Source organism: Mycobacterium sp. M26, from assembly GCF_001494595.1.
Lineage (GTDB): Bacteria > Actinomycetota > Actinomycetes > Mycobacteriales > Mycobacteriaceae > Mycobacterium.
Map to the genome: position 1 here is coordinate 219,760 of NZ_LN929908.1, position 26,101 is coordinate 245,860.

Consider the following 26,101-nt stretch of genomic DNA (forward strand, 5'->3'; position numbering starts at 1 on the left):
GGAGTCGCGAATGGCGATAGCGGCCGACAACAGCAGCGATCTCTTCATCGACGGCAAGCTCGTACCGGGCGGCAACGGCAGATATCCGACGATCAACCCGGCTACCGAAGAGGTGCTGGGCACGGCCGCCGACGGCGACGCCGAGGACATGGGCCGTGCCATCGAGGCCGCCCGTCGGGCGTTCGACACCACCGACTGGTCCACCAACACCGAGTTGCGGGTGCGCTGTATCCGCCAGCTGCGCGACGCGATGAAGGCCAACATCGAGGAACTGCGCGACCTCACCATCGCCGAGGTGGGCGCACCGCGGATGCTGACCGCCGCCGCCCAGCTGGAGGGCCCCGTCGAGGACTTGTCCTTCTGCGCCGACACCGCCGAGAACTACGAATGGCGCCAGGACCTCGGGGTCGCCTCTCCGATGGGCATCAAGACCCAGCGCACCATCGCCCGCGAGGCCGTCGGTGTGGTCGGTGCCATCACCCCGTGGAACTTCCCGCACCAGATCAACCTGGCCAAGCTGGGCCCCGCGCTCGCGGCCGGCAACACCATCGTGCTGAAGCCCGCACCCGACACCCCTTGGTGTGCAGCGGTTCTCGGTGAGCTGATCGCCGAGCACACCGACATCCCGCCGGGTGTGGTCAACATCGTCACCTCCAACGACCATGCGGTGGGCGCGCTGTTGTCCAGCGATCCGCGGGTGGACATGGTGTCGTTCACCGGGTCCACCAACACCGGGCGCGCCGTCATGGCCGCCGGGGCGGCCACCATCAAGAAGGTGTTCCTGGAACTCGGCGGCAAGTCGGCGTTCCTGGTCCTCGACGACGCCGATCTGGCCGGCGCCTGCTCGATGTCGGCGTTCACCGCGTCCATGCACGCCGGGCAGGGCTGTGCCATCACCACCCGCCTGGTGGTGCCGCGGGCCCGCTACGACGAGGCTGTCGAGGCGGCCGCCGCGACCATGGCCGGGCTCAAGCCCGGCGATCCGACCAACCCCGGAACCATTTGCGGCCCGGTGATTTCCGAGCGTCAGCGTGATCGGGTGCAGTCCTACCTCGACCTGGCGATCGAGGAGGGTGGCCGATTCGCCTGCGGTGGTGGCAGCCCGGCCGATCGGGACAAGGGCTTCTTCATCGAGCCGACCGTCATCGCGGGCCTGGACAACACCGCGCGAGTGGCCCGCGAGGAGATCTTCGGGCCGGTGCTGACCGTGATCGCGCACGACGGTGACGACGACGCCATCCGCATCGCCAACGATTCGCCGTTCGGTCTGTCCGGCACCGTCTTCAGCGCCGACCCCGAGCGCGCGCAGGCCGCCGCGGCCCGGTTGCGGGTCGGCACCGTCAACGTCAACGGCGGCGTCTGGTACTCCGCGGATGCGCCGTTCGGCGGCTACAAGCAGTCCGGCGTCGGCCGGGAAATGGGAGTGGCCGGATTCGAGGAGTACCTCGAACCGAAAGTGATCGCAACCGCCGTCTAGAACCTCCTCGAGTGGCCACCTGTGACACGCGAAAAAGCTTTCTGCGTGCGCTAACTGGCCACTCGGCCCGAGAAAGGAAAGCCCATGGGACAGTTTGATGAGAAGGTGGCGATCGTCACCGGCGCCGGCGGCGGTATCGGCCAGGCCTACGCCGAGGCGCTTGCGCATGAGGGTGCGGCCGTGGTGGTCGCCGATATCAACACCGACGGCGCGCAGAAGGTCGCTGACGGGATCAAGGGCGAGGGCGGCACCGCGCTGGCCCTGCCGGTGGACGTCAGCGACCCGGTCTCGGCCAAAGCGATGGCCGATGCGACGCTGGCCGAGTTCGGCGGCATCGACTATCTGGTCAACAACGCCGCGATCTTCGGCGGGATGAAGCTGGACTTCCTGATCACCGTCGACTGGGATTACTACAAGAAGTTCATGAGCGTGAACCTCGACGGCGCGCTGGTGTGCACCCGCGCGGTCTACCGCAAGATGGCCAAGCGTGGCGGCGGGGCCATCATCAACCAGTCGTCCACCGCGGCGTGGCTGTACTCGAACTTCTATGGTCTGGCCAAGGCCGGGGTGAACAGCCTGACCCAGCAGCTGGCCACCGAACTCGGCGGGCAGAACATCCGGATCAACGCCATCGCGCCCGGCCCGATCAACACCGAGGCCAACCGCAGCACCACGCCCCAGGAGATGGTCGCCGACATCGTCAAGGGAATTCCGTTGTCGCGCATGGGCGAGGTCGACGATCTGGTCGGCATGTGCCTGTTCCTGCTGTCGGACCAGGCCAAGTGGATCACGGGGCAGATCTTCAACGTCGACGGTGGACAGATTTTCCGCTCATGAGTGAGCTGAAGGTCGGCTACATCGGGCTCGGCAACCAGGGTGCGCCGATGGCCAAGCGGCTCGCCGACTGGCCCGGCGGCCTCATCGTCTTCGACGTCCGACCGGAAGCCATGGCGCCGTTCGCCGAGCTGGGCGCCACCCCGGCAGCGAGCATCGCCGAAGTGGCGCAAGCCGACGTCATCGAGGTGACCGTGCTCAACGACGAGCAGGTGCGCGACGTCGTTGGCCAGCTCGCCGAGCACGCCAAGCCCGGGACCGTCATCGCGATCCACTCCACCATCGAGCCGGACACTGCTGCCGAGCTGGCAGATCAGCTACAGCCCAAGGGAATCCATGTTGTGGACGCCCCGGTCAGCGGTGGCGCCGGCGCCGCGGACAAAGGTGAGCTGGCGGTGATGGTCGGCGCCAATGACGAGGCCTACGAGCTGGTCAAGCCGGTGTTCAAGAAGTGGGCGTCGATGGTGGTCCGGGCCGGTGAGCCCGGGGCGGGCACCCGGATGAAGCTGGCCCGAAACATGCTGACCTTCATCGGTTTTGCGGCTGCCTGCGAGGCGTCGAGGCTGGCCGAGGCGGCCGGTATCGACCTGCAGAAGCTGGGCCGGGTGGTGCGGCACAGCGATGCCCAGAGCGGTGGTCCCGGGGCGATCATGGTGCGCGACGACACCGCGCCGCTGGCGCCGGATCACTTCATTTACAACATGTTCCTGCACACCCGCGGCCTGGCCGAGAAGGATCTTCGGCTGGCACTGGGTCTCGGGGAGGCCACCGGGGTGGAACTACCGTTGGCCGAGATCGCGCTACGGGACCTGGCCGCCGGCCTCGGTGTCCCCCACACGAAGGAGTGACGATGGACGAGTTGCGCCGCAAGGGCCTGGAGAAGATGAACGAGGTCTACGGCTGGGAGATGCCCAACATCGAGGGCAACCCCTACTTCGACCTGACCGTCGATCATCTCTTCGGCACCATCTGGACCCGGCCGGGACTGTCCATGCGGGACAAGCGGATCATGACACTCACCGCCGTCGCCGCGCTCGGCATCGACGACCTCGCCGAGATCCAGGCCAATGCCGCGCTGCACAACAGCGAGCTGTCCGCCGAGGAGCTCAAGGAGATGGCAATCTTCCTGACTCACTACCTGGGTTTCCCGCTGGGCTCCAAGTTCGACGGCGCGGTCGGCCGGGTGGTGGCCAAGCGCAAGAAGGCCGCCGAGAAGGGTCAGGCCGAGGACAAGAAGGCCAACGTCGACGCCGCCGTGAAGATGCACAGCGGTAAAACGCTCGCAGACTGAGCCCGCCCGATAACACCACGTCGGTTAAGGCAACGGTAAGGAAACGCGCAGATCGCAAACGGTTATCGGGTCGTGTCACAAATGTGACATTTGTCAGCCACTGTTACCAAAGTGAAATCGGAGCCTGCGGGGTTCCGGTGACGGCAGGAGTGGCGGATGACTTCTCTGACGATGTACGACTCGTGGACTGCGCCGACCATGCTCAGCCTGTGGACTGAGCCGCCGACCACACGCTCCAAAGTGGTTCACCGCGTATCGAATTGGGTGGGGTTTGTCGACTCCACGGTCCGGGTGACCTACCCGCTGGTGGCCACCGCGGCCGTCGTCTTCGCGGTGCTGATGTGGCCCGCGCCCGCCGATCCGCCGGCCTCGCCGACCGCGGTCAAGGCGACGGCGCCGAGTTCGGCCCAACTACCGCCGCGCTGATCGCGTCGCGCGTCAGCGCACCGCCCACCCAGCGGCGCAAGTATTGCCGCAACTGCGCGCCCTGCCGGGGCGGCCGGCCGGGGTCGAGCATGAAGGACTGGATGGTCCGCAGCAGGTGTTCGGCCAGTTCATCGAGATCGGTGTCGGCGAATCCGTGCGCCGTCCAATCGACGTCGAACCGCCGCAGCACTGAACGCCCGAGCTCCAGGGCGACATCGGAGGTGATCTCCGCACTGAAGGCACCAGCGCGATCCGGACCCAGCAGCAGGCCCATGTGCTTGTCCTGGGGCAGGATTTCCAGGGCGGTCGCGATGCCCTCCGTCACCGCCTCGGCGGGATCGCTCATCCCGGCCACTCGGGCGGCGATGCGGTCCAGGAAGCCGCCGGTGGCCTGCATCGCGGCGGCCTGCAGCAGCGCGTCGGTGCTGGGGAAGTAGCGGTAGACGGTCTGGCGGGTGACGCCGAGGGTGCGGGCGACGTCGGCGATGCTCAGATCGGCCCCGCGGGCGTCGATCGCTTTGTTCGCCGCCGCCAGGATCCGCTGGACCGCCTCTTCGTCGGTCGCCGGTGCCGACCCGGACCATCCGTGCGTGCGCACCTCAGGCACCCACCGCGGCCGAGTAGCCCAGCACGCCGAAGAACAGCACCAGGACGCACAGCCCGAACGTCCCTGCCGCGAACGGCCAGGCGCGCTTGCGCCGCGCCAGCTGGATGATCGTCACCACCATGCCGGCCAGGCCCACCAATGCCGCCACCCCCAACGCGGTCATCACCGCGGTGGCCGCACCTTCCGCGCTACACGTCGCAGGCGGGCAGTAGTCGAGGAAGGCCAGCGAGAAGATGCCGAAGAACACCGCGGCCGCCCCCATCAGAATCGTGAACACCATGATCACGATCGAGATCGTCACGTCGGCGGTGGACCGCTGTGGCGCGGGCGGCGGGTAACCGGGATACGGCGGATAACCGGGGGGAGGCGGATAGCCGGGGTAGCCCATGACCGGGCATCGTATCGGCGGGCGCGCCTCAGTGATACGAGACGGGCAGATCCTTCACACCGTTGACGAATCCCGACCGCAGCCGTTCGGGCTCCCCGAGCTTGCTGATGTCCGGAATCTGGTTGGCGATCTCGTCGAAGATCAGCTTGATCTCCATACGGGCCAGGTTGGCGCCGACGCAGAAGTGGGCGCCGTTGCCGCCGAAGCTCATGTGCGGGTTGGGGTCGCGCAAGATGTTGAACTGGAACGGGTTGTCGAAGACGTCCTCGTCGTAGTTGGCCGAGCTGTAGAACAGGCCGGCGCGCTGTCCCTGGCGCACGGTCACCCCGCCGATCTCGATGTCGGTGAGCGCGGTGCGCTGGAAGCAGTGGATCGGGGTGGCCCAGCGGATGATCTCGTCGACCGTGGTCTCCGGACGCTCGCGCTTGAACAGCTCCCACTGGTCGGGGTTGTCGAAGAACGCGTTGATGCCGTGAGTCATGGCATTGCGGGTGGTCTCGTTGCCGGCCACCGCGAGCAGGATGACGAAGAACGCGAACTCGACCTCCGAGAGCGATTCACCATCGATGTCGGCCTGCACCAGCCGGGTGACGATGTCGTCGGCCGGGCACTGCCGCCGCTGCTCGGCCATCGTGTAGGCGTAGCCCATCAGCTCCGCATTCGACACCGTCGGGTCGTTCTCGAAGTCGGGGTCTTCACTATTCATGATGCTGTTGGTCCAGTGGAACAGCTTCTGCCGGTCCTCCTCGGGCACGCCGATCAGATCGGCGATCGCCATCAGCGGCAGGGGCATGGCGATGTCGTCGACGAAGTTTCCGCTGCCCTTCTCGGCGGCGGCGGCCACGATCTCGCGGGCGGCGACGGCCAGCTTCTCCTCCAGTGCGGCCACCGCGCGCGGAGTGAACAGTCGCGACACCAGCTTGCGCAGCCGGGTGTGCTCCGGGGCGTCGTGGTTGATCAGCAGCGCCTTGGTGAGCTCAAGGCCCTCCTTGGGCGTGCCCTCCGGGAAACGCATGATCACGCCCTGGGCGTTGGTGGACCACAGGTGGCTGTCCCGCGAGATGGCCTTGATATCGCGGTGTTTGGTGATCACCCAGTAACCGCTGTCGTCGAAGACGTTGGTGCCCGGGGCCTGCTCGTTCCACCACACCGGCGCGGTCTTGCGCAGCTGGGCCAGCTGGGTCACCGGCATTCCCTGGAGAAGGACGTCAGGGTCGGTGAAGTCGAAACCCTGGCCGAACGGACAGACGCTCGCGGTCATCGGTTACCTCGCGGTTCGTGTGATGTGGGGCACTTCATTAGACCATACACTGATGCCGTAAGTGTATGCCCGACGTGCCGTCGGGCCCGTGCCGTGCCCGGGTAGGTTCGGCTGATGGCTGACCGCCCTGAACTCGACGAACTACTGCAGCGACGCGCGTTGACCGAGGATGCGGCGCGCCCCGACGCGGTGCAGCGCCGGCACGCGGCGGGCGGGCGGACGGCGCGGGAGAACATCGCCGACCTGGTCGATGCCGGCAGCTTCGTCGAATACGGACGTTTTGCGATCGCGGCCCAGCGCCAGCGCCGCGACCTGGCGGACCTGATCGCCCGAACACCCGCCGATGGCCTGATCGCCGGCACCGCCCGGATCAACGGCCACCCCTCGGCGGTGCTGTCCTACGACTACACCGTGCTGGCCGGCACCCAGGGCGCGTTCGGGCACCTGAAGAAGGACCGGCTGTTCGACCTGATCGAACGCATGCGGCTGCCCACGGTTTTCTTCGCCGAGGGCGGCGGCGGCCGGCCCGGTGACACCGACCATCCGACGGTGTCGTCGCTGGAGGTGCGGGCCTTCAAGCTGTGGGCCGCGCTGTCCGGAGTGGTCCCGCGGATCGCCGTGGTCAAGGGCCGCTGCTTCGCCGGCAACGCGGTGATCGCCGGCTGTTCGGATCTGATCGTGGCCACCGCCGACACCTCGATCGGTATGGGCGGGCCGGCGATGATCGCCGGCGGCGGGCTGGGCGAAGTGGCCCCTGACGCCGTCGGGCCGATCTCGGTCCAGGCCCCCAACGGCGTGGTCGACGTCGTCGTAGCCGACGAGGCCGAGGCCGTCGCCGTCACCAAACGACTGCTGGGCTATTTCCAGGGGCCGACCGAACCCGGTGTGGCCGTCGACCAAACCCCTTTGCGCACAATCGTTCCCGAGCGCGCCCGGCGTGCCTATCCGGTGGCCCCGGTGATTCAGACGATCGCCGACGAAGGCTCGGTGACCTTTCTGCGGGAGAAGTTCGCCCCTGAGATGGTGACCGCGCTGGCCCGGATCGAGGGCCGGCCGGTCGGGGTGATCGCCAACAACACCATGGTGATGGCGGGTGCCATCACCGCCGCCGCGGCCGACAAGGCCGCCCGGTTCCTGCAACTGTGCGACACCTTCGGCATCCCGATCGTCTCGCTCATCGACTGCCCCGGATACATGGTCGGCCCCGCTGCCGAGGCAGAGGCGCTGGTGCGCCGCGCCTCCCGGCTGCTCGTCGCCGGTGCGGCGATGCGGGTGCCGATGGTCGCGGTGGTGCTGCGCCGCGGTTACGGCCTCGGCGCGCAGGCGATGACCGGCGGCAGCCTGCGCGAGCCGCTGCTGACCGTGGCCTGGGCCGGTGCGCACCTCGGCCCGATGGGGCTGGAAGGTGCGGTGCGGCTGGGAATGCGTAAGGAACTCGAGGCCATCGCCGACGACGCCGAACGCGAGGAACGGGTGCGCCAAGCCACCGCCGCCGCCCAGGAGCACGCCAAAGCGCTCAACGCTGCCCAGATCTTCGAGATCGACGACGTGATCGACCCGGCCGACACCCGCGGTCTGATCGCCGCCACCTTCGCCGCGGCGACCGCCCACGGTGAACTCCCGCCGCCACGCCGGTTCGTCGACACCTGGTGATCTAGGGTGTGCGTGTGCGCGTCCTCGTGATCGGATCCGGTGCCCGCGAACACGCTCTGCTGCTGGGGCTCCGAAGAGACCCGCAGGTGGAGTTCCTGGCCGTCGCGCCCGGCAACGCGGGTACCTCCGCGGTGGCCGAACAGCACGACGTCGACGTCACCTCCGCCGAGGCCGTCACCGCGCTGGCCAAGAAGCTGACCGTCGACCTGGTGGTGATCGGACCCGAGGTGCCCCTGGTGCTCGGCGTCGCCGACGCCGTCCGCGCCGCCGGGATCGCCTGCTTCGGGCCGTCCAAGGACGCCGCCCGCATCGAGGGATCGAAGGCGTTCGCCAAAGACGTGATGGCCGCGGCGGGTGTACGCACCGCCACCAGCGAGACCGTCGACAACCCGGCTCATCTCGACGCCGCCCTGGATCGCTTCGGACCGGCCGCCGGTCAGCCGGCCTGGGTGGTCAAAGACGACGGGCTGGCGGCCGGCAAGGGCGTGGTGGTGACCGCCGACCGCGACGCCGCCCGCGCGCACGCTGCCGCGCTGCTGGACTCCGGGCACCCGGTTCTGCTCGAGTCGTTCCTCGACGGCCCGGAAGTCTCGCTGTTCTGTCTGGTCGACGGGGCGACGGTGGTGCCGCTGCTGCCCGCCCAGGACTTCAAACGGGTCGGTGACAACGACGCAGGCCCCAATACCGGTGGGATGGGTGCCTATTCACCGCTGCCATGGCTACCCGACGCGGTCACGGCCGGCATCGTCAGCGACGTTGTAGAACCCGTCGCCGCCGAGCTGGTGCGCCGCGGGTGCCCGTTCTCCGGACTGCTGTATGCCGGTCTGGCCATCACGTCCAACGGGCCCGCGGTGGTCGAATTCAATTGCCGCTTCGGCGATCCTGAGACCCAGGCCGTACTGGCCCTGCTGGACTCCCCGCTGGGGCAGGTGCTCAACGCCACCGCCACCGGCGCGCTGGCCGAGTTCGGCCCGCTGCAGTGGCGCGACGGCTACGCCGTGACGGTCGTGGTTGCCGCCGAGAACTATCCCGGGCGGCCCCGCGTCGGCGACGTGATCACCGGTTCGGAAGCCGATGGCGTGCTCCACGCCGGTACCGCGCGGCGTGACGACGGAGCCGTCGTCTCCTCGGGCGGCCGGGTGCTGTCGGTGGTGGGAACCGGTGCCGATCTGCCCGCGGCTAGGGCGTCGGCCTATAACGTCTTGTCCTCGATCCGCCTGCCGGGCAGCCACTTCCGATCCGATATCGGCCTGGCCGCCGCCGAAGGCCGTATCTCGGTGCCGGGGCAGTCATGACTCCCGACCGCCGAGCCGCCTTCAACGCCGAACGCGCCGACCTGCTGGCGTTCTGCGAGGCGCTGGAACCGGCGGAGTGGCGGATGAACAGCCTGGCGCCCGGCTGGCGCATCCAAGATGTGGTCGCCCACATGGGAACCGGTTGTCATTCGGTGTTCAGCCCGAGTCTGTCCAGGCTGATGCGCAACACCCCGATCGAACGCGCCAACGATGCGATGGTGGACACCCGCCGGGATTGGTCCTCGGCCGACGTGCTGGCCGAATACCGGCGCTGGAGCGCAGTTTTCGGGACGGTGATGGGCGGTGTCGGCCGTTCACCCCTTGGTGGCGTTCAGGCGCCGCTGGCCGAGTTGGGCAAGTTCCCGGTACGGCTTCTGCTCAGCGCGCTGGTTTTCGACCATCACACCCATCTGCGTCACGACATGGCGCCGGCTCTCGGGCGTCCGGCACCGGGTAGCGATGCCAATCGGATGACTGTCGTCCTGGAGTGGATGATGGCGGTGCTGTCCAATCAGCTTCACGCCGAACCGCTTTCGTTTCTCGACCGTCCGCTGTCTCTGACGCTCACCGGACCGGGCGGCGGAACCTGGCAAGTGACGCCGGACGGGTCGGTGACGGTGGGTGCCGCGGGATCGCCTGCCGCGCAGATCACCGCAGTGGCCCTGGAGTTCCCGCAGTGGGGCACGCAGCGGGCCAGTTGGCGGGACCGCGACGTCGCGATCACCGGAGACACCGACTACGCCGAGTCGTTCCTCGGCACGGTCAACATCGTCTGACGCGTCACGCTGTCAGCAGCGGTGCCATCCACGCCAGCTCGGCGGGCAGCTGCGCACTCCAGAATCCGGCGTCGTGGCCGCCGGGGGAGAAGCCGCCGGCCGGTGGGTTGGGCAGCTGCGCAATGAACTGTTTGGTCGCCGCGTAGAACGGGTCACTGTTGCCGCAGTCGATCCGGATCGGAATCGACGCCAGCGCCGGCAGGCCGAACACACTGTTGGCGGCGAAATCCTCGGCACTGTCGAAGGCGCCCGGTGCGGTCGCCCCGTAGGAGGTCCACAGCGCGGGGCTGACCGCGGTGATCGCCGCGGTGCGGGCCGGCCCGAGCCGGGCACCGAGCAGCAGCGCGCCGTAGCCGCCCATGGACCACCCGAGGAAGGCCACCCGGGAGGTGTCGAGACCCTTGTCGGCGAGCAGGGGGATGAGTTCGTCGAGCACCATCGACCCGGCCTTGTCGCCTGCGCGGTCGTGCCAGTAGGCCTCGCCGCCGTCGACCGAGACCACCGCGAACGGCGGCAGGCCGGCGTTGACGGCCTGGGCCAAACCCTGCTCGACACCGCCGGCCATCACTGTCGCGGCGTCGCTCCACCGGCCGTGCAGCGCGATCACGGGGCGTAGCGGCGCGGTCTGGCCGGGCGGGCGGGCGATGGCCCAGTTGGTCTGGACGCCGCCGCGGGCCGCGGAGAGGAACGATCCGGTGACCATCGTGGGGGCGGCGGTCGCGGGCTCCAGGGGCGGGGGTGGGGGCAGGGGGGTATCCGGGCCGACCAGCCGAGTGGTCGACTCGGGCAACGTGCCCAGCGCATACGCGCCGGCCGCTCCGGCGGCTGCTCCGGCGCCGAGTCGCAGAACCGCGCGACGGCTCAGGTTCGCCATGGCGGCCATCTTGCCATCGGGTCCTGGGTGAGCCGAATTCTTATGCGAACGCAAGGTTAATGATTCGGTGAAAGGCCGATGCCGCAGCGCTACCTGCTGGCAGCATTCTGTGCGTGATCGCAGCGGTGACTCCCAAGGGAGAACGTCGGCGGTATGCGCTGGTCAGCGCTGCCGCCGAGCTGCTGTGCGAGGGTGGGTTCGAGGCGGTGCGGCACCGGGCGGTGGCCGCGCGGGCAGGGCTGCCGCTGGCCTCGACCACCTACTACTTCTCGTCGTTGGACGATTTGGTGGAGAACGCCGTCGAGTTCATCGGCACCGTCGAGGCGGCCCAGTTGCGCTCCCGGGTAGACGACCTGCCGCGGCGCCGCCGGGGTGCCGAAGCGACCGCTGACGTGCTGGTGGACCTGCTGATCGGGGACCCGGCCGAGGAGCCCGTCAGCGAACAATTGATCTCCCGCTATGAGCGCTACATCGCCTGCGCACGCCAGCCCGCGCTGCGCGGCATTCAGCGGCGACTGCTGCAGCAGCGGGTCGATGCGGTGGTCGAGGCTGTCGAGAGGTCCGGGCGGTATGTCCGGATGGACCTGCTCAGTGCGCTCGTCTGCGCGGTCGACGGGGCGGTGGTGTCCGCACTGGTTGGCGACGGCGACGGTCCGCGCGAGGTGGCCCGGGCCACCCTGGTGGATGTCCTGGATGTGCTGGCGCCCATCGACGAGCGCAGCCTGCGCGCCTGAGGGTTACGTTCGAGGCATGGATTTCTCGGCGCTCACCCGGCCGGCCACCGAACTGCTGGATGGTGCGATGGACCGCGCACTGGTCCTGGGCTATACGAAGATCGGCTCCGGACTGCGGCGGTTGTGGTGGCCCGCGGACCCTGCGGCCGGGTCGATGGCGGGTAAGCGGGTGGTGGTCTCGGGGGCGACGGCGGGCATCGGGTTCGCGATGGCGCAGGGCTTCGCCGAGTTGGGGGCGACGGTGCACCTGCTGGGCCGTAACGCTGAGAAGGTGCACGACTGTGCCGAGGCGATTCGTGGCGCGGTGCCCGATGCCGACGTCATCGAGGAGGTGTGCGATGTCTCCGACCTCGACGCGGTACGGGTATGGACGGCATCGTTCTCGGATCGGGTGCTCGCGCTGGACGGGCTGGTGCACAACGCCGGGCTGATGCCCAAGGATCGCCGGGTCACCCCGCAGGGCCACGAGGTTCAGTTGGCCACCCATGTACTGGGGCCGCATCTGATGACGGATCGGTTGCTGCCGTTGCTGAAGGCGGCTCGGGCGTCGTCGGTGGTGTGGGTGTCGTCCGGCGGCATGTACAGCTCGCCGCTGGTGGTCGACGACCTCGAGTATCGCAACGGCTACAACGGGGTTCGCGCGTATGCCCGAACGAAGAAAATGCAAGTGGTGCTGGCGGATTCGTGGGCGCGCCGGTTGGCGGGCACCGGTGTGCGGGTGGAGAGCATGCACCCGGGCTGGGTGGACACTCCCGGGGTGGCCGAGTATCTGCCGCGGTTCCGGGTGATCACCAAACCACTGCTGCGCGACCTGGCCGACGGCGCCGATACCGCGGTGTGGCTGGTGGCCACCCGGCCGGAGTCCAAGCCCGGCCACTTCTGGCATGACCGGGTGCAGCGGCCGACGACGTTCGGATGGCAACGCCACGAGAACCCGGCGAAAGTGCGTCGCTTCCTCGAACAGGTCAGCCGTCTGACCGGGACATCAGAAACCTGGACGGGGTTGCGCGCCTGAGCTTTTCGCTCAGTTTTCTGGAGGCGGTGGTTGTGGTTGGAAGGGGTCGTACCACCACCAGTCGGCGCGTTCGCCGATGGGTCCGGGGCAGGGTGGAACTGTTGGTGGTGGCTGGTTTGGTGGGTGGGCGAGGCCGGTGTTGGTGAGGGGGTGGCTGGTTTGGTGGGTGGGCGAGGGTGGTGTTGGTGAGGGGGTCGCCGTCTTCGTCGGTGACGACGAGGTGTTCGGCGGGGCCGGTGATGGTGATGTCGCCGTTGTGGTGCAGCCGGTGGTGATACGGGCACACCAAGACCAGGTTCGAGAGTTCGGTCGCTCCGCCGTCTTCCCAATGGACGATGTGGTGGGCGTGCAGGCCGCGGGTCGCGTCGCAGCCAGGCACCGCACAGGTGCGGTCGCGGTGTTCCAGGGCCCGGCGTAGCCGGCGGTTGACGGTGCGGGTGGCCCGCCCGGCGCCGATCGGGCGGCCGTGGCGCTCAAACCACACCTCGCAGGTGGCATCACAGGTCAGATACTGGCGCTCCGCGTCGCTGAGCAGCGGACCCAGATGCAGGCCCGCCACAGGCGTGTCGAGGTCGAGGTGGACCACGACGGTGGTGTGCTGGGCGTGCGGGCGGCGGCTGGCTTGGGCATCCCAGCCGTCGTTCACGAGCTGCATGAAGGCGTCCACGGTGGTGGGCATGGCCTCAGCATCGGTGCCGTGGTGGTCGCGTTTCCATTCGGTGATCAACGCATCCAGATGTGCCTTCAACGCCGTGTCGACGATGGCGGCTTCGTCGTGGGGCAGGGTGATCCGCCAACTCGTCGAGTGATCGGTGCTGGTGTGGGTGATCGAGCGTTGCGGTTCGGGTCGTGGTTCGGGTTCGGGGCGGGGTTCGAGGCGGATCGCGGTGCGCAGTTGGTTCACGGTGGCCACCGACGCCAGCTGCGCGTAGTGCTCATCAGAACCCGCACCCGCACCGGCGGCGATGACGCCGACCTGATCCAGTGAGAGCCGGCCCTGCTGCAGCTGCCCGACGCACTGGGGGAATTCCGCACTGCGGTGCGCGATCGCGGCGATGGCGTGCGCGTTGGCTGAGGTGGCCCCGAGTTTCCAGGCCACCAACGCCGCCACCGACCGCGCCCCGGTCGCCCCCCATAGCTCGTCGCGGTCGACTTCAGCGACGATCTGCACAATCCGGCCGTCGATGGCATTGCGCTGACCCGCCAACTCCGCGAGCTCGTCGAACAACCCCTCCAACCGCTCAGCAGGAGTGGCCGCAACCGCGGTGGCCGAAGACATGCCGACATCATGACAGTACCCACCGACACGTTTTGATCGCCGCGAAAATGCCTGGTAAATCAGCCTATTACGTCGATCTCGGGGTCGGCGTGACGATGCACCCGGTGCTCGGCTCGCCGTAGATTGTCACGTCCCCCGGCCGCTCGACGAAGAACCGCGCGACGTAGGCGCACAGCACCGCGTCGATCGGGTCCTCGGCCCGGCGCAACTCCGTCTTGCGCGTGGCGCTGCCGACCATCGTGGTAAGCCGTCGCCAGTCGGGATGATCGAGGCAGACATCCGGCAACCCTTCGATGAGCCCGACCAGCCGCAGCAGCTCGGACTGCAACAGCGCGACGTCGCGACCCTGCTTCTGCTTGTACTTCAGCGTCCGATCCAACCCGAAGAGCACCACGGCCGCGGCGTGCGGGTACACCTCCAGAGCCCGGCGGGTCGAGGGCGAGCGTGGGTCCAGATCGAGGCCCAGCGCTCGGCACAATCTGCCACCGCGGCCGCCGTCGGCGAACCACGCCAGCCCGGTGTTGGCCGGATGCGCTCCGGCGTCGTAACGGCGGAAGTCGCGGTTCAGTGCGGTCTCGCACGGCCGGGTGCCGGTCGGGTTGGTGACCACCAGGGGAGCGTCGACAGCCACTACGCAGGGGCCCGCGACGTAGGGGCCGATCTGGGCGAGGACGTCGTCGTCGTCCCCGGCTGCGCTGACGTGCACCAGAACGCCGTCGCCGTCGAGGACGGCCACCCCGGTGGGGTTGCGTTGCCCCCAAGCGAGGTCGACCCCGACGTAGTGCATAACCGCAAACCGTAAGCTAACGGGTTGTGACGATCCCGAATGTCCTGGCCAACCGGTACGCAAGTGCTGAGATGGTGGCGATCTGGTCGCCCGAGGCCAAGATCGTGGCCGAACGGCGGCTGTGGCTCGCGGTGCTCCGCGCGCAGAAGGAACTGGGCGTGGACGTTCCCGACGGCGTGATCGAGGACTACGAGCGAGTGCTCGATCAGGTGGACCTCGGCTCGATCGCCGCACGCGAGCGGGTGACCCGCCACGATGTGAAGGCGCGCATCGAGGAGTTCAATGCGCTGGCCGGTCACGAGCATGTCCACAAAGGCATGACGAGCCGCGACCTCACCGAGAATGTCGAGCAGCTGCAGATCCGCCGGTCGCTGGAACTGGTGCACGCCCACGGTGTCGCGGTGGCGGCCCGGCTGGCCGAGCGGGCGGCTACCTACCGCGATCTGGTGATGGCCGGGCGCAGCCACAACGTCGCCGCGCAGGCCACCACGCTGGGCAAGCGGTTCGCCTCGGCGGCCGAGGAGACTCTGATCGCGCTGACCCGTATCCGCGAACTGATCGACCGCTATCCGCTGCGCGGCATCAAGGGGCCGATGGGTACCGCCCAGGACATGCTCGACCTGTTCGACGGCGATGACGACCGGCTGACCGAGCTGGAACGCCGGGTTGCCGAGTTCCTTGGCTTCTCAGCGGTTTTCGCCAGCGTCGGCCAGGTATACCCCCGGTCGCTGGACCACGACGTGCTGTCTTCCCTGGTGCAACTGGGTGCCGGGCCGTCATCATTCGCGCACACCGTGCGGTTGATGGCCGGCCACGAACTGGTGACCGAGGGCTTCGCTCCCGGGCAGGTCGGCTCGTCGGCCATGCCGCACAAGATGAACACCCGCAGCTGCGAGCGGGTCAACGGCTTGCAGGTGGTACTGCGCGGGTACGGCTCGATGGCTGCCGAACTTGCTGGGGCGCAATGGAATGAGGGCGACGTGTTCTGCTCGGTGGTCCGCCGGGTCGCCTTGCCCGACGCGTTCTTCGCCATCGACGGCCAGATCGAGACGTTCCTGACGGTGCTCGACGAGTTCGGCGCCTACCCGGCGGTGATCCAGCGCGAACTGGACCGCTACCTGCCGTTCCTTGCGACCACCAAGGTGCTGATCGCTGCGGTGCGCGCCGGGGTGGGCCGGGAGACCGCGCACGAGGTGATCAAAGAGCACGCGGTGGCCGTCGCGCTGGCGATGCGTGAAAAGGGCGCTGAGCCAGACCTGCTGGACCGGCTCGCCGCCGATCCCCGGCTACCCCTGGACCGGGCGGCACTGGATGCGGCACTGGCGGACAAGAAAGCCTTCACAGGTGCGGCGGCCAGCCAGGTGGATCAGGTGATCGCCGCAGTCGACGAGTTGGTGAGCGCATACCCCGATGCCGCCAAGTACGCCCCCGGCGCGATCCTGTAAGCCCATGGCCCTCAAGGACATCGACTTCACGGACCTGGACAACTTCGCCGATGGGTTTCCCCACGACCTGTTCGCGATCCATCGCCGCGAGGCTCCGGTGTTCTGGCACGAGCCCACCGAGCACACCCCCGACGGCGAGGGTTTCTGGTCGGTGGCCACCCACCCGGAAACCCTTGCAGTACTGCGGGATGCGGACACCTACTCGTCGGTGACCGGGGGCGAGCGGCCCTACGGTGGCACCCTGCTGCAGGACCTGCCGATCGCCGGTCAGGTGCTCAACATGATGGACGACCCGCGCCACACCCACATCCGGCGGCTGGTCAGCTCAGGTTTGACACCGCGGATGATCCGCCGGGTCGAGGACGATCTGCGTAGCCGGGCCCGCGCATTGCTGGACGGCGTGCAGCCCGGGGTGCCGTTCGACTTCCTGGTCGACGTGGCCGCCGAACTACCGATGCAGATGATCTGCATCCTGCTGGGAGTGCCGGAGAGTGAACGACATTGGCTGTTCCGGGCGATCGAGCCGACCTTTGATTTCGGCGACTCCCGCAGGGGCGAGGTGGGGACGATGTCGGTGGAGGATGCCGGGTCGCGGATGTTCACCTACGGCACCGAGTTGATCGCCGCCAAGCGCGCCCAGCCCACCGACGACATGCTGTCGGTGGTGGCCAATGCGACCGTCAATGACCCCGACGCGCCGTCGCTGTCGGATATCGAGCTCTACATGTTCTTCTCCCTGCTGTTCAGCGCCGGAGCGGAGACCACCCGCAACGGGGTGGCCGGCGGTCTGCTCGCGCTGGCCCAGAACCCCGACCAGTACCGGCGGCTGCAGAACGATCGTGAGCTGTTGCCGACCGCGATCGAGGAGATGATCCGCTGGACTTCTCCGTCGCCGTCGAAGCGGCGCACCGCAACCCGCGACACCGAACTCGGCGGGCAAGCGATCCGCGCCGGCGACAAGGTTCTGGTGTGGGAGGGTTCCGCCAACCGCGACGCGGCGGTGTTCGCTGACGCTGACACCTTCGATGTGGGCCGTAAACCCAATCCGCACTTGGGTTTCGGCCAGGGCGTGCACTATTGCCTTGGTGCGAATCTGGCCCGGCTGGAGCTGCGGGTGCTCTACGAAGAGCTCTTGGGGCGGTTCGACGAGATCACCGTGGTCAAGCCGGTGGAGTGGGCGCGCAGCAACCGGCATACCGGCATCCGGCACATGGTCCTCGAATTCAGCTGAGCATAGCGGCGGTCACATCACCGTGTGGCCGGCGTCGACCGGCAGTGCCACGCCGGTGACGTTGCGCGCCTTGGGACTTACCAGCCACATCACCGCGTTGGTGACGTCCTCGGATTCCACATAGGGCACCGGCAGCAGATTGGCTGACAACGCCGAGCCGTTCGGGTTCTCCCGGATTCGGGTGACGGTGAACTCGTTCATGATCATCGGCGTCGCCACACCTGTCGGATGCACGGTGTTGACGCGAATGTTGTTCTGCGCATATGCGTTCGCCGCGGATCGCATCAGCCCGACCACGCCGTGCTTGGCGGCCGCGTAGGCGAACATCGCCGCGCTGCCGTCGCCGCCGCGCCCGACCAAGCCCTGGGCCGAGCTGGTCAGGACGATGGAACCGCCCCGCCCCTTGCGGATGATGGACGGCACCGTCGCCACGATGGTGTGCCAGACGCCGTTGAGATTGGTGTCGACGATGTCGCGGTACACCTGAGCGTCGAGTGGATCTTTGATGCCGATCGCGACCACACCGGCGTTGGCGATGACGATGTCGACCTCACCGAGTTGGTCGATGCCCGTCTGCACCCCGGCGCTGAGAGCATCGAGATCGCGGACGTCGGCGATCACCGGAACCGCCCGCCGCCCTAACGCCTCGACCGCCGCCACGGTCTCGTCCAGATCGGCCTTCGTCCCCAACGGATAGGGAATGGAGTCCATATCCGCACAGCGATCGATCGCGATGATGTCGGCGCCTTCGGCGGCCAGGGCCACGGCATGACTTCGGCCCTGTCCCCGGGCTGCACCGGTGACGACTGCGACGCTTCCGCTCAGCTCTGCCATGCAGCGGACCCTAACAGAATCGATCGATTGATCGATTCAGGGGTGATGTCCCGCGGACGGCGCGCAGCCTGTGAGAAGCTTCGGGGGACGATGGTGAAATCCACAGGCGGGGCATCGGCCAGTTCATCTCTCCTCGGCCGGCCGGTCGGCGCCAACAGCGAGGAGACGAGGAAGCGAATCCTCGAGGCGACCATGCGCTGCATCGCGCAGGTGGGCTACTCGCGGGCCACGATCCGCGAGATCGCCCGCGAAGCCCAGATGACCAGCGGCAGTCTCTATCACTACTTTCCGAACAAGGCAGAACTCGTGAAGGCCACCTTCGACGAGGTGGCCACCATCGCGGTGCCGCGCCTGGCGCAAGCAGCTGACCGCAATGCCTCGACGCTGGACAAGCTGATGGCCGTCCTCGACGAAAGCGTCCGGGTGATGCGGGACTATCCGCTCGCGGTCGCCTTCGACCGGGCCATCCGGGCCGAAAGCCCGGCCGAGTTGCACCTGGCCGAGAACAGTGACACGCGCTTCGTCGCGCTCCGCGGCCTGATTCGCGACATCCTCGAGCAGGGTGCCAACGACAAGGTCCTCGGTGCCGGAGTCGATATCGACAGTGCGGCCAACGCCGTCTACATGATCTTCCGTGGTCTCAATGAGTACGCCGCGAGCACGCCACCGGCCGACGAATATCACGCCACCGTCGCCGGTCTGAAAAAGCTTCTGCGAGGACAGCTTTTCGACTATGACCGACTCAGTCGGTAGAGCCTCCGGGCGTTGCCCGACAGCACCGCCTCGACATGCTCGGGTCCGACGGCATCGGCAACCCGCTCGATATCGCCGTCCTGGAATGGCGTCTGTGCCCGCGTGGAGGGCAGGTCGCTGCCGAACACCAGACCAGCCGGGTTGGCCGCAATGATGCTGCGCATCAACGACTCCGGATCCTCCACCGCCATCCGGCCGAAGCCGGTCGCCTTGATGACCGCACCTGATTCGACAAGCCGCAGCAGCGCGCCGGTATCGTCGTCGGACATCCCGAGATGATCGATGCTGATCCGGGGCAGTGCCGCCAGCACCGGCTCGAGCTCGGCCAGATCGGCGGCGTCGAGGTAGAACTCCGAATGCCAGCCGGCGATCTCGAACACCCGCCGGGCCAGCGTGTCCGCGTCGGCCAGGGAGGCGGATCCACCTCGATAGAGGTTGAACCGCACCGCCCGCACACCGACGCGGTCCAGGTCGAGGATGTCGGTATCGGTGATCTCCGCCGGGACCTGCGTCACTCCCACGAACGACGAACCCAATTGGGCCAGAGCATCTTTCAGGTAATCTTGATCGAACGCCTGGAACGATCCGCTGACCACCGCACCGCCTGTTACGTTCAGGTCGGCGACGCGGGCGAGATAGTCGGCGGCCGTGAACGGCTCGGGCAGGTAGCCGTTGTTGGGCACCAGGGGGAAGCGCGGATCGATGATGTGGAAGTGCGCGTCGAACACCTCCGGCGCCGTCACCGGCGGGCCTCGGCGGCCAGGAAATCGGCGCACCGCTCACCGACCATGATGGCCGGCGCGTTGGTATTGGCCCGGGGGATGCGGGGGAACACCGACGCGTCGGCCACCCGCAATCCGGCCACACCGCGCACCCGCAAGTTCTCGTCCAGAACGCTGTCGTCATCGGTCCCCATCGCCGCCGAGCACGCCGGATGCCCGGTGGTGGCGACTGTGCTGCGCACCCATGCCGCGATCTGCTCGTCGGTCACGGCCTCTGGACCCGGGTGCAACTCCGCGGCGATGACGGAGGCGAACGGTTCGGTGCTCACGATCTCGCGGGTGCGGCGAACCACCCGAACGAACGCGGCGACGTCGTCCGCCTCGGTCAGGGTGTTCAGCTGAATCGCCGGCGCCTGATGCGGATCGGCCGATCGGGCGAGCACTGTGCCGCGACTCTTCGGCGTCCAGTACGACTGCAGCACCGAGGACGCCCGCCGCAGTTCGCGATCCATCGCCACCAGGTTGACGTAGCTGGGGGAGTGGATCAGCTGGAAGTCCGGCGCCGGAAGCTCGGGTGAGGACCGGACGTGCGCCAAGGCCTCCATCGCGTTACTGGTCATCTTGCCGGTGCGGCGAAACAGCCAGCGCAGCAACCACTGTGGCTTCGCCGCATCGGACAGCCCGACGAATCCCGGCTGGACATCCCAGCTCATCGCGCAGGCCGGGTGGTCGGTGAGATTGGTGCCCACCCGCGGGCTGTCCACCAGGCATGGCACGCCGATGGATCGCAGATGGTCGGCGGCTCCGACACCGGACAGCTGCAGCAGGTGCGGGGTGCCGTAGGCGCCCGCGGACAGGACGATCTCGCGGTGCGCACCGGCCACCGCGCGGCGGCCCTTGTGCTCGTAGTCGACGCCGACGGCACGGCCGTCGCGGATCACCACCCGGTGCACCAGCGCGCCGGTGACCACGGTGAGATTCGGCCGCCGCCGGGCGTCGGTGAGATATCCCCGTGCGGTGTTCCAGCGCTGGCCCTTCCAGATGGTCACCGGCGCGATTGCGGCGCCGTCGAGGTCGGGGCCGCCGATGTCGTCGTTGGCTGCCACCCCGGCCTCGCGGGCCGCGACGACCCAGCGGGTGGAGGTCTCATCCGGTTCGGCAAGGCGGGTCACCCGCATCGGGCCCATCGTCCCGTGCGACGGGGCGCCCAGGAAGTGCGACTCGATGCGCCGGAACACCGGCGCGACGTCGTCCCAGCCCCAGCCGGGTAGGTCCCACCCGTCGTAGTCGCGCTGGGTACCGACCACCCACACCATCGCGTTCATCGAGCTGGTGCCGCCGAGCACCCGGCCGCGGGGCTGCGGAATCGACCGGCCATCGCACCCGGGCTCGGGCTCGGAGCTGAAGTTCCAGTCGGTCTGCCCGCCCATCTGGGCGGCGAAGGCCAGCGGGGCCCGCACCGTCAGGCGGCGATCCGAGCCGCCGGCCTCCAGCAGCAGTACCGATGCCGATCCGGCAGCCAGTCGGGCCGCCACCACGCAGCCCGCCGATCCGGCCCCGATGACGATGTAGTCGAAGTCAGCCACCCACGCTTTATCCCACACCGGCCCGTGGCCGCGGGATCCGGTGTCCAGGTGCTGCTACTCGGAGATCTCGACGTCGGCGTAGCTGGCCAGCATCTCGGGATCGGGCAGAGCCATCTGCAGGTAGACGTCGATGCGGACGATCCTGCCGTCGTCGGCGAACTCATAGACCGACAGTGAGTTCACCGAGTTGCTGAAATCGCCGATCCGGCTTCGCTCTTCGAGTTCGAGGAACACGGTGTTGCCGGATTCGGTGACGCGCTTGAACGAGCAGTCCCACTCCGAGGAACTGGCCCAGCCGGTCAGGAAGCCCACGTATTCCTGCCAGTTCATCACCTCTTTGAAGTTGCCGACCCGGACGAAGTTCTCCGTGTCGATCAGCTCGGCGAGCGGCGCCCAGCTCTCGGCGCTGAAGCCGGGCTTCTTGGCCTCGTCGACCATCCGCTTCATCAGCGCGCTGTACTCCAGGATCGTTCGCGAGTGCCCGGTATAGCTGTCGATGACATCGGCGAGTGCGTGCATCAGACCGTCACACCCTCTTCGGCCAGCCGCCGCTCCAGCGCATCGGTGTACTCATGGGTGCCGCGGAACGGCCCGTGCACACCGATCGCGACGTCGAGGAAATCGCTGTACTCGCTGTTGACGTGGGTCTCCCAGCGGGTGACCTCGCCGTCGTCGTCGGTGTCGACGAAGCTGTAGGAGTAGAAACCCATGACGTCGCCGGTGTCCTTGTTGGTGCCCTGCCAGCGGGTCTTCATGACGAACCCGTTGTCGGCCGGCCAGTGCCGGAAGTCGACGGGCTTCCAGTCCGGGAACCGCAGTGAGTAGACCTTGGCCTCCATCATTGACGCCCTGGCCGACTCCTCCGGGAACTCACTGAGCTTGAAGGCCTCGTCGCCGGTGAAGTAGGGCGAGGCGTACATGCAGTCGGGATGGAACTTCCAGACGTCGACGAACTTCTCCCCGTCCTGCACACCCTGACGCAGGTAGGCGTCACCGTAGGCACGGGCCATCCTGGTGTGCAGGGCAATACGTTCTTCGAGGTTCACTGAGCTCCCTTTCCGGCCATCCAGCGGTCTACTGTGTCGTGAAACTTGGCGACGACGACTTCTTCCTTCACCAGCGTCAGGTGATCGAGTCCGTGGTTGCGCAACCCGGCCTGCTGGCGTTGCATCTGCTCGTAATCCTGTTGCAGCGCTTCGAAATACTTGTAGCTGCCCGGGGTGTCGACCTCGATCAGATCGACCGTGAAGGCATCGGCCATCTCCGGCGGAAGGTACATGTAGCTCGCCACATGCCAGATGCACCGATTCGGATCGCCGTCGGGATGCGGCCTCGACAGGATCACGTGGCACTCGCCGGCCCGGATGGTCATCATGAAGTTGGGGAACAGGAACCAGCCGTGGTTGTCGCTCATCTGGGCGTCGGTCAGGCCGCTGACATCCAGCCCCATCTCGGTCAGGTGCGCGCGGGTGGCCTGCTGCAGCAGGGTGCGTGCGGTGACGCCCTCGGGGAAGTCAATCGATCCGTCCGCGGCGGTGAATTCCTTGACCAGTTCCTGGAATCGGGGGATCACCGCGACGGTGCCCGGGAACGTCTCGGGCAGTGCGAGCGTCCCTTCGACCTGTTTCTCCGGGGTGGCGCCGACGACCTCGAATGGCGCCATGGCGATGCTGTGGTTCTCGTAGAAGGTGTAGCGGGTGGTCTCCGGCTGGATGTTGAGCACCGCTAGCAGCTGCGGGTGCACGCCGTTGACGTGATAGCCCTCGTTGAAGGCGTCCATCACGACTTTCCAGTTGCACTCCAGCGGCTCGCTGACGTTCATCACCGTGGACATCAGTTCCAGGTGGTAGGGCGCCAGCTTGGCGATCGCGTCGGCGCCGATCCACTCGGCCAGCGGTGCGGCACCCGGGTCCGGGTTGATGAAGATGAACCCGCCGAAGGTGTCCACCGGCACCTGGATCAGACCGTTGTCGGCCTTGTCGAGTCCGCCCGCCTCGGCCTCGCGGAGCAGGCCTTTCAGCTTTCCGTCCAGGTCGTAGGACCACAGGTGGTACTGGCACAGGAAGCCGCGCTTGGCGTTGCCGGTGCCCTGGCACAACATGTTCCCGCGATGGCGGCAGGCGTTGACGAAACCGCGCAGCGTCTCGTCCTTGCCGCGCACGATCAGGAAGGACTGGTCGTAGATCCGGTATTCCTTCCAGTCGCCCACCTTGGGCAGCTCGTCGGCACGCCCGGCGACCTGCCAGGTCTTCATCCAGATCGCCTCGCGCTCGCGCTGTGCCCATTCGGGAGAGCGGTAGCGGTCCGTCGGGATCCGCGTGCGGAACCGGCCCGCCAGGTCATCGAGTCCCGGCGCGTGGTCGACCCACTCTCCGGGCAGTGCGGTGGACGTCATCGAACGAATACCTCCTGGTCAGTGATTCGAGGGCGCGCGACGCAAGTAATCGATCGCTTGATTGATTTATGATGGGCGCCACATGCCGGGCTGTCAAGAGCGGGCAAGGCGGTCCCGGTTTTTGCCTCCACGCGCGGCATCGCGCGGCTAGCTTGTGGGCATGCGTGTGCGTCTGGACAAGTCGAAATGTGTGGGGCACGCCCAGTGCTACGCGGTGGATCCGGAGCAGTTCCCGATCGACGACAACGGCTATTCCACGCTGGCGGACCACGAGGTGGATCCCGCCGACGAACAGGTGGTTCGCGACGGAGTTGCCGCGTGTCCCGAACTCGCGCTGGTGCTGGAAACCGATAGCTAGCGGCGGGCTGCCGGGCGGCCCGCTGGACTGAAAGGTGACGAGATGGGACGAGTGCAGGGCAAAGTCGCGCTGGTGACCGGTGCCGCCCGCGGCCAGGGCCGCAGTCACGCGGTGAAGCTGGCCGAAGAGGGCGCCGACGTCATCCTCTTCGACATCTGCCGCGACATCGACACCAACGGCTACCCGCTGGCCACCCCGCACGACCTGGAAGAAGCCGGGCTCGAGGTGGAGAAGACGGGTCGGCGTGCGGTGACCGCGGAGGTCGATGTGCGGGACCGCAACCGGCTGGCGGCCGAACTGGCCAACGCGGTCGCCGAACTCGGCGGAAATCTCGACATCGTGGTCGCTAACGCCGGGATCTGTCCGCTGGGCGACGGCGCACCGATCACCGCGTTCGCCGACGCCTTCGACGTCGACTTCATCGGTGTGGTCAACACCGTGCACGTCGCGCTGCCCTACCTCAAGGCCGGCGCCTCGATCATCACCACCGGGTCGATCGCCGCCCTCATCGCCGACAGCCAGCCGGTCGGGGCCGGCGGCCCTGGTGGCCCCGGCGGTGCGGGCTACAGCTACGCCAAACAGCTGGTGGACTCCTACACCAAGCACCTGGCCGGACAACTCGCGCCGATGTCTATCCGGGCCAACGTGATTCACCCCACCAACTGCAATACCGGGATGCTCAACAGTGCCCCGATGTACAAACAGTTCCGCCCCGACCTGGAGAACCCCACCCGCGAGGACGCCCTGCTGGCTTTTCCCGCGATGCAGGCCATGCCGGTGCCCTACGTCGAGCCGGAGGACATCTCCGCGGTGGTGTGTTTCCTGGCCTCCGACGAGTCGCGCTACATCACCGGCAGCCAGTTCAAGGTCGACGCCGGCGCCTTGCTCAAGTTTTAGACGGAACTAACGAAAGCCCTTCGTCACGCGATTGACGCGGTAGACAATTTTGGTATCGGTAGCGGCGTCGTCTCGGTGCACTTGATGCGACACAGCACCCGACGAAGGGAACGAAGTAATGGCAGCACTTTCGCGGCACGCGGCGGTAGCCGTCGCGGCCGGTGCGGCAGCCGCCGCGCTCAGCATGGCAGGCGCCGGTATCGCCCAGGCTGAACCGTTCACCCCGCCCGCCAACAACTGGTGCCCCGGCCAGGCGCTGCCGTTCAGCAACATCCAGTGGGACATGAGCACCTGCCACACCTGGTACATCGTGCCGTTCGGCAAGGGCAACGTCCGGATGGTCGACCTCAAGGGCAACGCGCTGGACAGCTTCATCTACGCCGGTGCCCCGCCCGTACTGACGCCCGCTCCTGCCGCTCCGTCCGGACCCCCGCCGGGCACCCCGTTCTGCAGCCCGCGCGGATCGCTGATCATCATCCCGCCGATCTGCGACGAAATCGGCGTGGACTGGCCGCCCGGATCGCTGCAGAGCTAAGCCTGCGGGCCCCGCCAATAGCGCGGCGGGGCCACGCCCGCCGAGCGCAGTTCCAGGGCCGCCAGCCCCCGGACCGCCATCGGGTCGTCATGCCGCCACGCGCCCACCGGGTCGGCGCTGATCTCGGTCAGCTTGCGCAGCGGCCGGTTGGCCAGGGCGCGCAGCGCCAGCAGCTGCTCACCGGCCTGGGTGCGGGTCAACGCAATCACCGTCCACTTGCGGCGGAAGAACCGGATCCGCAGGAACAGCCACGGCATACCCACCGCCATGATCGGCGGGGCGGCCACCGCGATCGCCAGCAGCACGGCCAGCCACGCCGCCGTGGTGTCCAGCTGGTGGCCCGCACCGGCCAGGTCCAACGCGGCCTCGCTGGCCGCCCGCAACGGTTTGGACATGGTGTCCCCGATCAGCGGCACCCCGTGCACGCTGTCACCGGCCGAGTGCAGGTTGTCCGACAGACCGGTGGCGCTGTCGTTGACCTGCCGTCCCACGCTGGAGATGCTGGCGATCGCCGCGTGCACCCCCAGACCCACGCTGACCCACAGGACGATCCACAGCACGACCACGATGTCGCTGACCACCTGTACCAGCAGTCGGCCCGGAGTGGTGGCATAGGGCAGAAACCGCGATCTCATAGCTCGATCCCAG

28 protein-coding genes and 1 pseudogene are annotated in these 26,101 nt (G+C 67.8%); 16 read left to right on the forward strand and 13 right to left on the reverse strand.

Annotation, left to right across the window (positions count from 1 at the left end):
* The first annotated feature begins 10 nt into the window (after positions 1–10).
* The 5 genes from BN3385_RS10440 to BN3385_RS10460 all read left to right on the forward strand — a co-directional run bounded on the left by BN3385_RS10440 (position 11) and on the right by BN3385_RS10460 (position 4,028).
* Positions 11–1,477 carry an aldehyde dehydrogenase gene (locus tag BN3385_RS10440; RefSeq protein WP_059016720.1) on the forward strand — a complete coding sequence of 489 codons (1,467 nt, stop codon included), beginning with the start codon at positions 11–13 and terminating at the stop codon, positions 1,475–1,477.
* Between the two features lie 84 nt (positions 1,478–1,561).
* Positions 1,562–2,314, forward strand: a complete 753-nt coding sequence (locus BN3385_RS10445; protein WP_059016721.1) for an SDR family oxidoreductase — start codon at positions 1,562–1,564, stop codon at positions 2,312–2,314.
* On the forward strand, positions 2,311–3,159 hold the full coding sequence (locus BN3385_RS10450) for an NAD(P)-dependent oxidoreductase (RefSeq protein WP_059016722.1): 849 nt from the start codon (positions 2,311–2,313) through the stop codon (positions 3,157–3,159). The genes BN3385_RS10445 and BN3385_RS10450 overlap by 4 nt, the downstream gene beginning before the upstream one ends.
* Positions 3,160–3,161: 2 nt before the next feature.
* A complete protein-coding gene (locus BN3385_RS10455; protein WP_059016723.1) occupies positions 3,162–3,602 on the forward strand; it encodes a carboxymuconolactone decarboxylase family protein in 441 nt (146 codons plus the stop codon).
* A 156-nt stretch (positions 3,603–3,758) separates the two neighbouring features.
* On the forward strand, positions 3,759–4,028 hold the full coding sequence (locus BN3385_RS10460) for a hypothetical protein (protein ID WP_156432714.1): 270 nt from the start codon (positions 3,759–3,761) through the stop codon (positions 4,026–4,028).
* On the opposite strand, the gene BN3385_RS10465 is transcribed toward BN3385_RS10460, so the two are convergent.
* Genes BN3385_RS10465 through BN3385_RS10475 form a run of 3 tightly spaced genes read right to left on the reverse strand, consistent with a single transcriptional unit; the run spans position 3,985 to position 6,284 of the window.
* A complete protein-coding gene (locus BN3385_RS10465; protein ID WP_059016725.1) occupies positions 3,985–4,626 on the reverse strand; it encodes a TetR/AcrR family transcriptional regulator in 642 nt (213 codons plus the stop codon). The two genes, BN3385_RS10460 and BN3385_RS10465, sit on opposite strands and share 44 nt — an antisense overlap.
* Before the next feature lies 1 nt (position 4,627).
* Complete coding sequence (locus BN3385_RS10470; protein WP_059016726.1) at positions 4,628–5,023, reverse strand: hypothetical protein; 396 nt, start codon at positions 5,021–5,023, stop codon at positions 4,628–4,630.
* Positions 5,024–5,051: 28 nt separating this feature from the next.
* Positions 5,052–6,284: a cytochrome P450 gene (locus BN3385_RS10475; RefSeq protein WP_059016727.1), complete on the reverse strand. Its 1,233-nt coding sequence runs from the start codon at positions 6,282–6,284 to the stop codon at positions 5,052–5,054.
* Positions 6,285–6,398: 114 nt separating this feature from the next.
* Here BN3385_RS10475 and BN3385_RS10480 point away from each other — a divergent pair, with 114 nt between their 5' ends.
* From BN3385_RS10480 to BN3385_RS10490, 3 genes are read left to right on the forward strand one after another with little or no spacing between them, the layout of a single operon-like run.
* Positions 6,399–7,937 (forward strand): acyl-CoA carboxylase subunit beta, encoded by a 1,539-nt coding sequence (locus BN3385_RS10480; RefSeq protein WP_059016728.1) that lies wholly within the window; start codon positions 6,399–6,401, stop codon positions 7,935–7,937.
* Positions 7,938–7,951: 14 nt separating this feature from the next.
* Positions 7,952–9,232, forward strand: coding sequence for a phosphoribosylamine--glycine ligase (purD, locus tag BN3385_RS10485; protein ID WP_059016729.1), 1,281 nt, complete (start codon positions 7,952–7,954; stop codon positions 9,230–9,232).
* Positions 9,229–10,008 carry a maleylpyruvate isomerase N-terminal domain-containing protein gene (locus BN3385_RS10490; protein ID WP_059016730.1) on the forward strand — a complete coding sequence of 260 codons (780 nt, stop codon included), beginning with the start codon at positions 9,229–9,231 and terminating at the stop codon, positions 10,006–10,008. Before purD ends, BN3385_RS10490 begins: the two co-directional genes overlap by 4 nt.
* A gap of 4 nt (positions 10,009–10,012) precedes the next feature.
* Here BN3385_RS10490 and BN3385_RS10495 read toward each other — a convergent pair whose 3' ends face one another.
* Entirely contained in the window at positions 10,013–10,891 is an 879-nt protein-coding gene (locus tag BN3385_RS10495) for an alpha/beta hydrolase (RefSeq protein WP_059016731.1), read from the reverse strand.
* A 95-nt stretch (positions 10,892–10,986) separates the two neighbouring features.
* On the opposite strand from BN3385_RS10495, the gene BN3385_RS10500 reads away from it, so the two are divergent.
* Both BN3385_RS10500 and BN3385_RS10505 read left to right on the forward strand, forming a co-directional pair.
* Positions 10,987–11,616, forward strand: coding sequence for a TetR/AcrR family transcriptional regulator (locus tag BN3385_RS10500; RefSeq protein WP_059016732.1), 630 nt, complete (start codon positions 10,987–10,989; stop codon positions 11,614–11,616).
* A gap of 16 nt (positions 11,617–11,632) precedes the next feature.
* Positions 11,633–12,631, forward strand: a complete 999-nt coding sequence (locus BN3385_RS10505; protein WP_059016733.1) for an SDR family NAD(P)-dependent oxidoreductase — start codon at positions 11,633–11,635, stop codon at positions 12,629–12,631.
* Between the two features lie 9 nt (positions 12,632–12,640).
* Here the strand turns inward: BN3385_RS10505 and BN3385_RS10510 are convergent.
* Both BN3385_RS10510 and BN3385_RS10515 read right to left on the reverse strand, forming a co-directional pair.
* Positions 12,641–13,910, reverse strand: a pseudogene (locus BN3385_RS10510) (HNH endonuclease signature motif containing protein).
* A 67-nt stretch (positions 13,911–13,977) separates the two neighbouring features.
* On the reverse strand, positions 13,978–14,697 hold the full coding sequence (locus tag BN3385_RS10515) for a DUF429 domain-containing protein (RefSeq protein WP_059016734.1): 720 nt from the start codon (positions 14,695–14,697) through the stop codon (positions 13,978–13,980).
* A gap of 26 nt (positions 14,698–14,723) precedes the next feature.
* Between BN3385_RS10515 and purB the strand changes: the two genes are divergently transcribed.
* Both purB and BN3385_RS10525 read left to right on the forward strand, forming a co-directional pair.
* Positions 14,724–16,142 (forward strand): adenylosuccinate lyase, encoded by a 1,419-nt coding sequence (purB, locus tag BN3385_RS10520; protein ID WP_059016735.1) that lies wholly within the window; start codon positions 14,724–14,726, stop codon positions 16,140–16,142.
* Between the two features lie 4 nt (positions 16,143–16,146).
* Positions 16,147–17,373 (forward strand): cytochrome P450, encoded by a 1,227-nt coding sequence (locus BN3385_RS10525; RefSeq protein WP_059016736.1) that lies wholly within the window; start codon positions 16,147–16,149, stop codon positions 17,371–17,373.
* A gap of 12 nt (positions 17,374–17,385) precedes the next feature.
* Here the strand turns inward: BN3385_RS10525 and BN3385_RS10530 are convergent, their stop codons facing one another.
* The gene (locus tag BN3385_RS10530) at positions 17,386–18,207 is read right to left on the reverse strand and encodes a mycofactocin-coupled SDR family oxidoreductase (RefSeq protein ID WP_059016737.1); all 822 of its coding nucleotides are present in this window, start codon (positions 18,205–18,207) and stop codon (positions 17,386–17,388) included.
* 90 nt (positions 18,208–18,297) lie between these two features.
* Here BN3385_RS10530 and BN3385_RS10535 point away from each other — a divergent pair, with 90 nt between their 5' ends.
* Complete coding sequence (locus BN3385_RS10535) at positions 18,298–18,960, forward strand: TetR/AcrR family transcriptional regulator (RefSeq protein ID WP_059021788.1); 663 nt, start codon at positions 18,298–18,300, stop codon at positions 18,958–18,960.
* Here BN3385_RS10535 and BN3385_RS10540 read toward each other — a convergent pair.
* Genes BN3385_RS10540 through BN3385_RS10560 form a run of 5 tightly spaced genes read right to left on the reverse strand, consistent with a single transcriptional unit; the run spans position 18,939 to position 23,663 of the window.
* A complete protein-coding gene (locus BN3385_RS10540) occupies positions 18,939–19,703 on the reverse strand; it encodes an amidohydrolase family protein (protein WP_059016738.1) in 765 nt (254 codons plus the stop codon). The two genes, BN3385_RS10535 and BN3385_RS10540, sit on opposite strands and share 22 nt — an antisense overlap.
* The gene (locus tag BN3385_RS10545; protein ID WP_059016739.1) at positions 19,700–21,268 is read right to left on the reverse strand and encodes a GMC family oxidoreductase; all 1,569 of its coding nucleotides are present in this window, start codon (positions 21,266–21,268) and stop codon (positions 19,700–19,702) included. Before BN3385_RS10545 ends, BN3385_RS10540 begins: the two co-directional genes overlap by 4 nt.
* Before the next feature lie 54 nt (positions 21,269–21,322).
* Positions 21,323–21,787 carry a hypothetical protein gene (locus BN3385_RS10550; RefSeq protein ID WP_059016740.1) on the reverse strand — a complete coding sequence of 155 codons (465 nt, stop codon included), beginning with the start codon at positions 21,785–21,787 and terminating at the stop codon, positions 21,323–21,325.
* A complete protein-coding gene (locus BN3385_RS10555; RefSeq protein ID WP_059016741.1) occupies positions 21,787–22,314 on the reverse strand; it encodes a hypothetical protein in 528 nt (175 codons plus the stop codon). The genes BN3385_RS10550 and BN3385_RS10555 overlap by 1 nt, the downstream gene beginning before the upstream one ends.
* Entirely contained in the window at positions 22,311–23,663 is a 1,353-nt protein-coding gene (locus BN3385_RS10560; RefSeq protein ID WP_059016742.1) for an aromatic ring-hydroxylating oxygenase subunit alpha, read from the reverse strand. Before BN3385_RS10560 ends, BN3385_RS10555 begins: the two co-directional genes overlap by 4 nt.
* Positions 23,664–23,823: 160 nt before the next feature.
* Between BN3385_RS10560 and fdxE the strand changes: the two genes are divergently transcribed.
* The 3 genes from fdxE to BN3385_RS10575 all read left to right on the forward strand — a co-directional run bounded on the left by fdxE (position 23,824) and on the right by BN3385_RS10575 (position 25,453).
* A complete protein-coding gene (fdxE, locus tag BN3385_RS10565; protein ID WP_059016743.1) occupies positions 23,824–24,021 on the forward strand; it encodes a ferredoxin FdxE in 198 nt (65 codons plus the stop codon).
* A 42-nt stretch (positions 24,022–24,063) separates the two neighbouring features.
* Positions 24,064–24,918 (forward strand): mycofactocin-coupled SDR family oxidoreductase, encoded by an 855-nt coding sequence (locus BN3385_RS10570; protein WP_059016744.1) that lies wholly within the window; start codon positions 24,064–24,066, stop codon positions 24,916–24,918.
* Positions 24,919–25,036: 118 nt separating this feature from the next.
* Positions 25,037–25,453 (forward strand): hypothetical protein, encoded by a 417-nt coding sequence (locus BN3385_RS10575; protein ID WP_059016745.1) that lies wholly within the window; start codon positions 25,037–25,039, stop codon positions 25,451–25,453.
* On the opposite strand, the gene BN3385_RS10580 is transcribed toward BN3385_RS10575, so the two are convergent.
* Positions 25,450–26,088, reverse strand: coding sequence for a hypothetical protein (locus BN3385_RS10580; protein ID WP_059016746.1), 639 nt, complete (start codon positions 26,086–26,088; stop codon positions 25,450–25,452). The genes BN3385_RS10575 and BN3385_RS10580 overlap by 4 nt on opposite strands.
* Positions 26,089–26,101: the final 13 nt, after the last annotated feature.

What these genes read in the sequence shown, in the direction of transcription:
- BN3385_RS10440 (WP_059016720.1), top strand. Translation starts at nt 11, where the DNA reads ATGGCGATAGCGGCCGACAACAGCAGCGATCTCTTCATCGACGGCAAG.
- BN3385_RS10550 (WP_059016740.1), bottom strand. Translation starts at nt 21,787, where the DNA reads ATGCACGCACTCGCCGATGTCATCGACAGCTATACCGGGCACTCGCGA.
- BN3385_RS10445 (WP_059016721.1), top strand. Translation starts at nt 1,562, where the DNA reads ATGGGACAGTTTGATGAGAAGGTGGCGATCGTCACCGGCGCCGGCGGC.
- BN3385_RS10460 (WP_156432714.1), top strand. Translation starts at nt 3,759, where the DNA reads ATGACTTCTCTGACGATGTACGACTCGTGGACTGCGCCGACCATGCTC.
- BN3385_RS10525 (WP_059016736.1), top strand. Translation starts at nt 16,147, where the DNA reads ATGGCCCTCAAGGACATCGACTTCACGGACCTGGACAACTTCGCCGAT.
- BN3385_RS10455 (WP_059016723.1), top strand. Translation starts at nt 3,162, where the DNA reads ATGGACGAGTTGCGCCGCAAGGGCCTGGAGAAGATGAACGAGGTCTAC.
- BN3385_RS10490 (WP_059016730.1), top strand. Translation starts at nt 9,229, where the DNA reads ATGACTCCCGACCGCCGAGCCGCCTTCAACGCCGAACGCGCCGACCTG.
- fdxE (WP_059016743.1), top strand. Translation starts at nt 23,824, where the DNA reads ATGCGTGTGCGTCTGGACAAGTCGAAATGTGTGGGGCACGCCCAGTGC.
- BN3385_RS10470 (WP_059016726.1), bottom strand. Translation starts at nt 5,023, where the DNA reads ATGGGCTACCCCGGCTATCCGCCTCCCCCCGGTTATCCGCCGTATCCC.
- BN3385_RS10570 (WP_059016744.1), top strand. Translation starts at nt 24,064, where the DNA reads ATGGGACGAGTGCAGGGCAAAGTCGCGCTGGTGACCGGTGCCGCCCGC.
- BN3385_RS10495 (WP_059016731.1), bottom strand. Translation starts at nt 10,891, where the DNA reads ATGGCCGCCATGGCGAACCTGAGCCGTCGCGCGGTTCTGCGACTCGGC.
- BN3385_RS10480 (WP_059016728.1), top strand. Translation starts at nt 6,399, where the DNA reads ATGGCTGACCGCCCTGAACTCGACGAACTACTGCAGCGACGCGCGTTG.
- BN3385_RS10580 (WP_059016746.1), bottom strand. Translation starts at nt 26,088, where the DNA reads ATGAGATCGCGGTTTCTGCCCTATGCCACCACTCCGGGCCGACTGCTG.
- BN3385_RS10475 (WP_059016727.1), bottom strand. Translation starts at nt 6,284, where the DNA reads ATGACCGCGAGCGTCTGTCCGTTCGGCCAGGGTTTCGACTTCACCGAC.
- BN3385_RS10515 (WP_059016734.1), bottom strand. Translation starts at nt 14,697, where the DNA reads ATGCACTACGTCGGGGTCGACCTCGCTTGGGGGCAACGCAACCCCACC.
- BN3385_RS10560 (WP_059016742.1), bottom strand. Translation starts at nt 23,663, where the DNA reads ATGACGTCCACCGCACTGCCCGGAGAGTGGGTCGACCACGCGCCGGGA.
- BN3385_RS10530 (WP_059016737.1), bottom strand. Translation starts at nt 18,207, where the DNA reads ATGGCAGAGCTGAGCGGAAGCGTCGCAGTCGTCACCGGTGCAGCCCGG.
- BN3385_RS10575 (WP_059016745.1), top strand. Translation starts at nt 25,037, where the DNA reads ATGGCAGCACTTTCGCGGCACGCGGCGGTAGCCGTCGCGGCCGGTGCG.
- BN3385_RS10505 (WP_059016733.1), top strand. Translation starts at nt 11,633, where the DNA reads ATGGATTTCTCGGCGCTCACCCGGCCGGCCACCGAACTGCTGGATGGT.
- BN3385_RS10450 (WP_059016722.1), top strand. Translation starts at nt 2,311, where the DNA reads ATGAGTGAGCTGAAGGTCGGCTACATCGGGCTCGGCAACCAGGGTGCG.
- BN3385_RS10535 (WP_059021788.1), top strand. Translation starts at nt 18,298, where the DNA reads ATGGTGAAATCCACAGGCGGGGCATCGGCCAGTTCATCTCTCCTCGGC.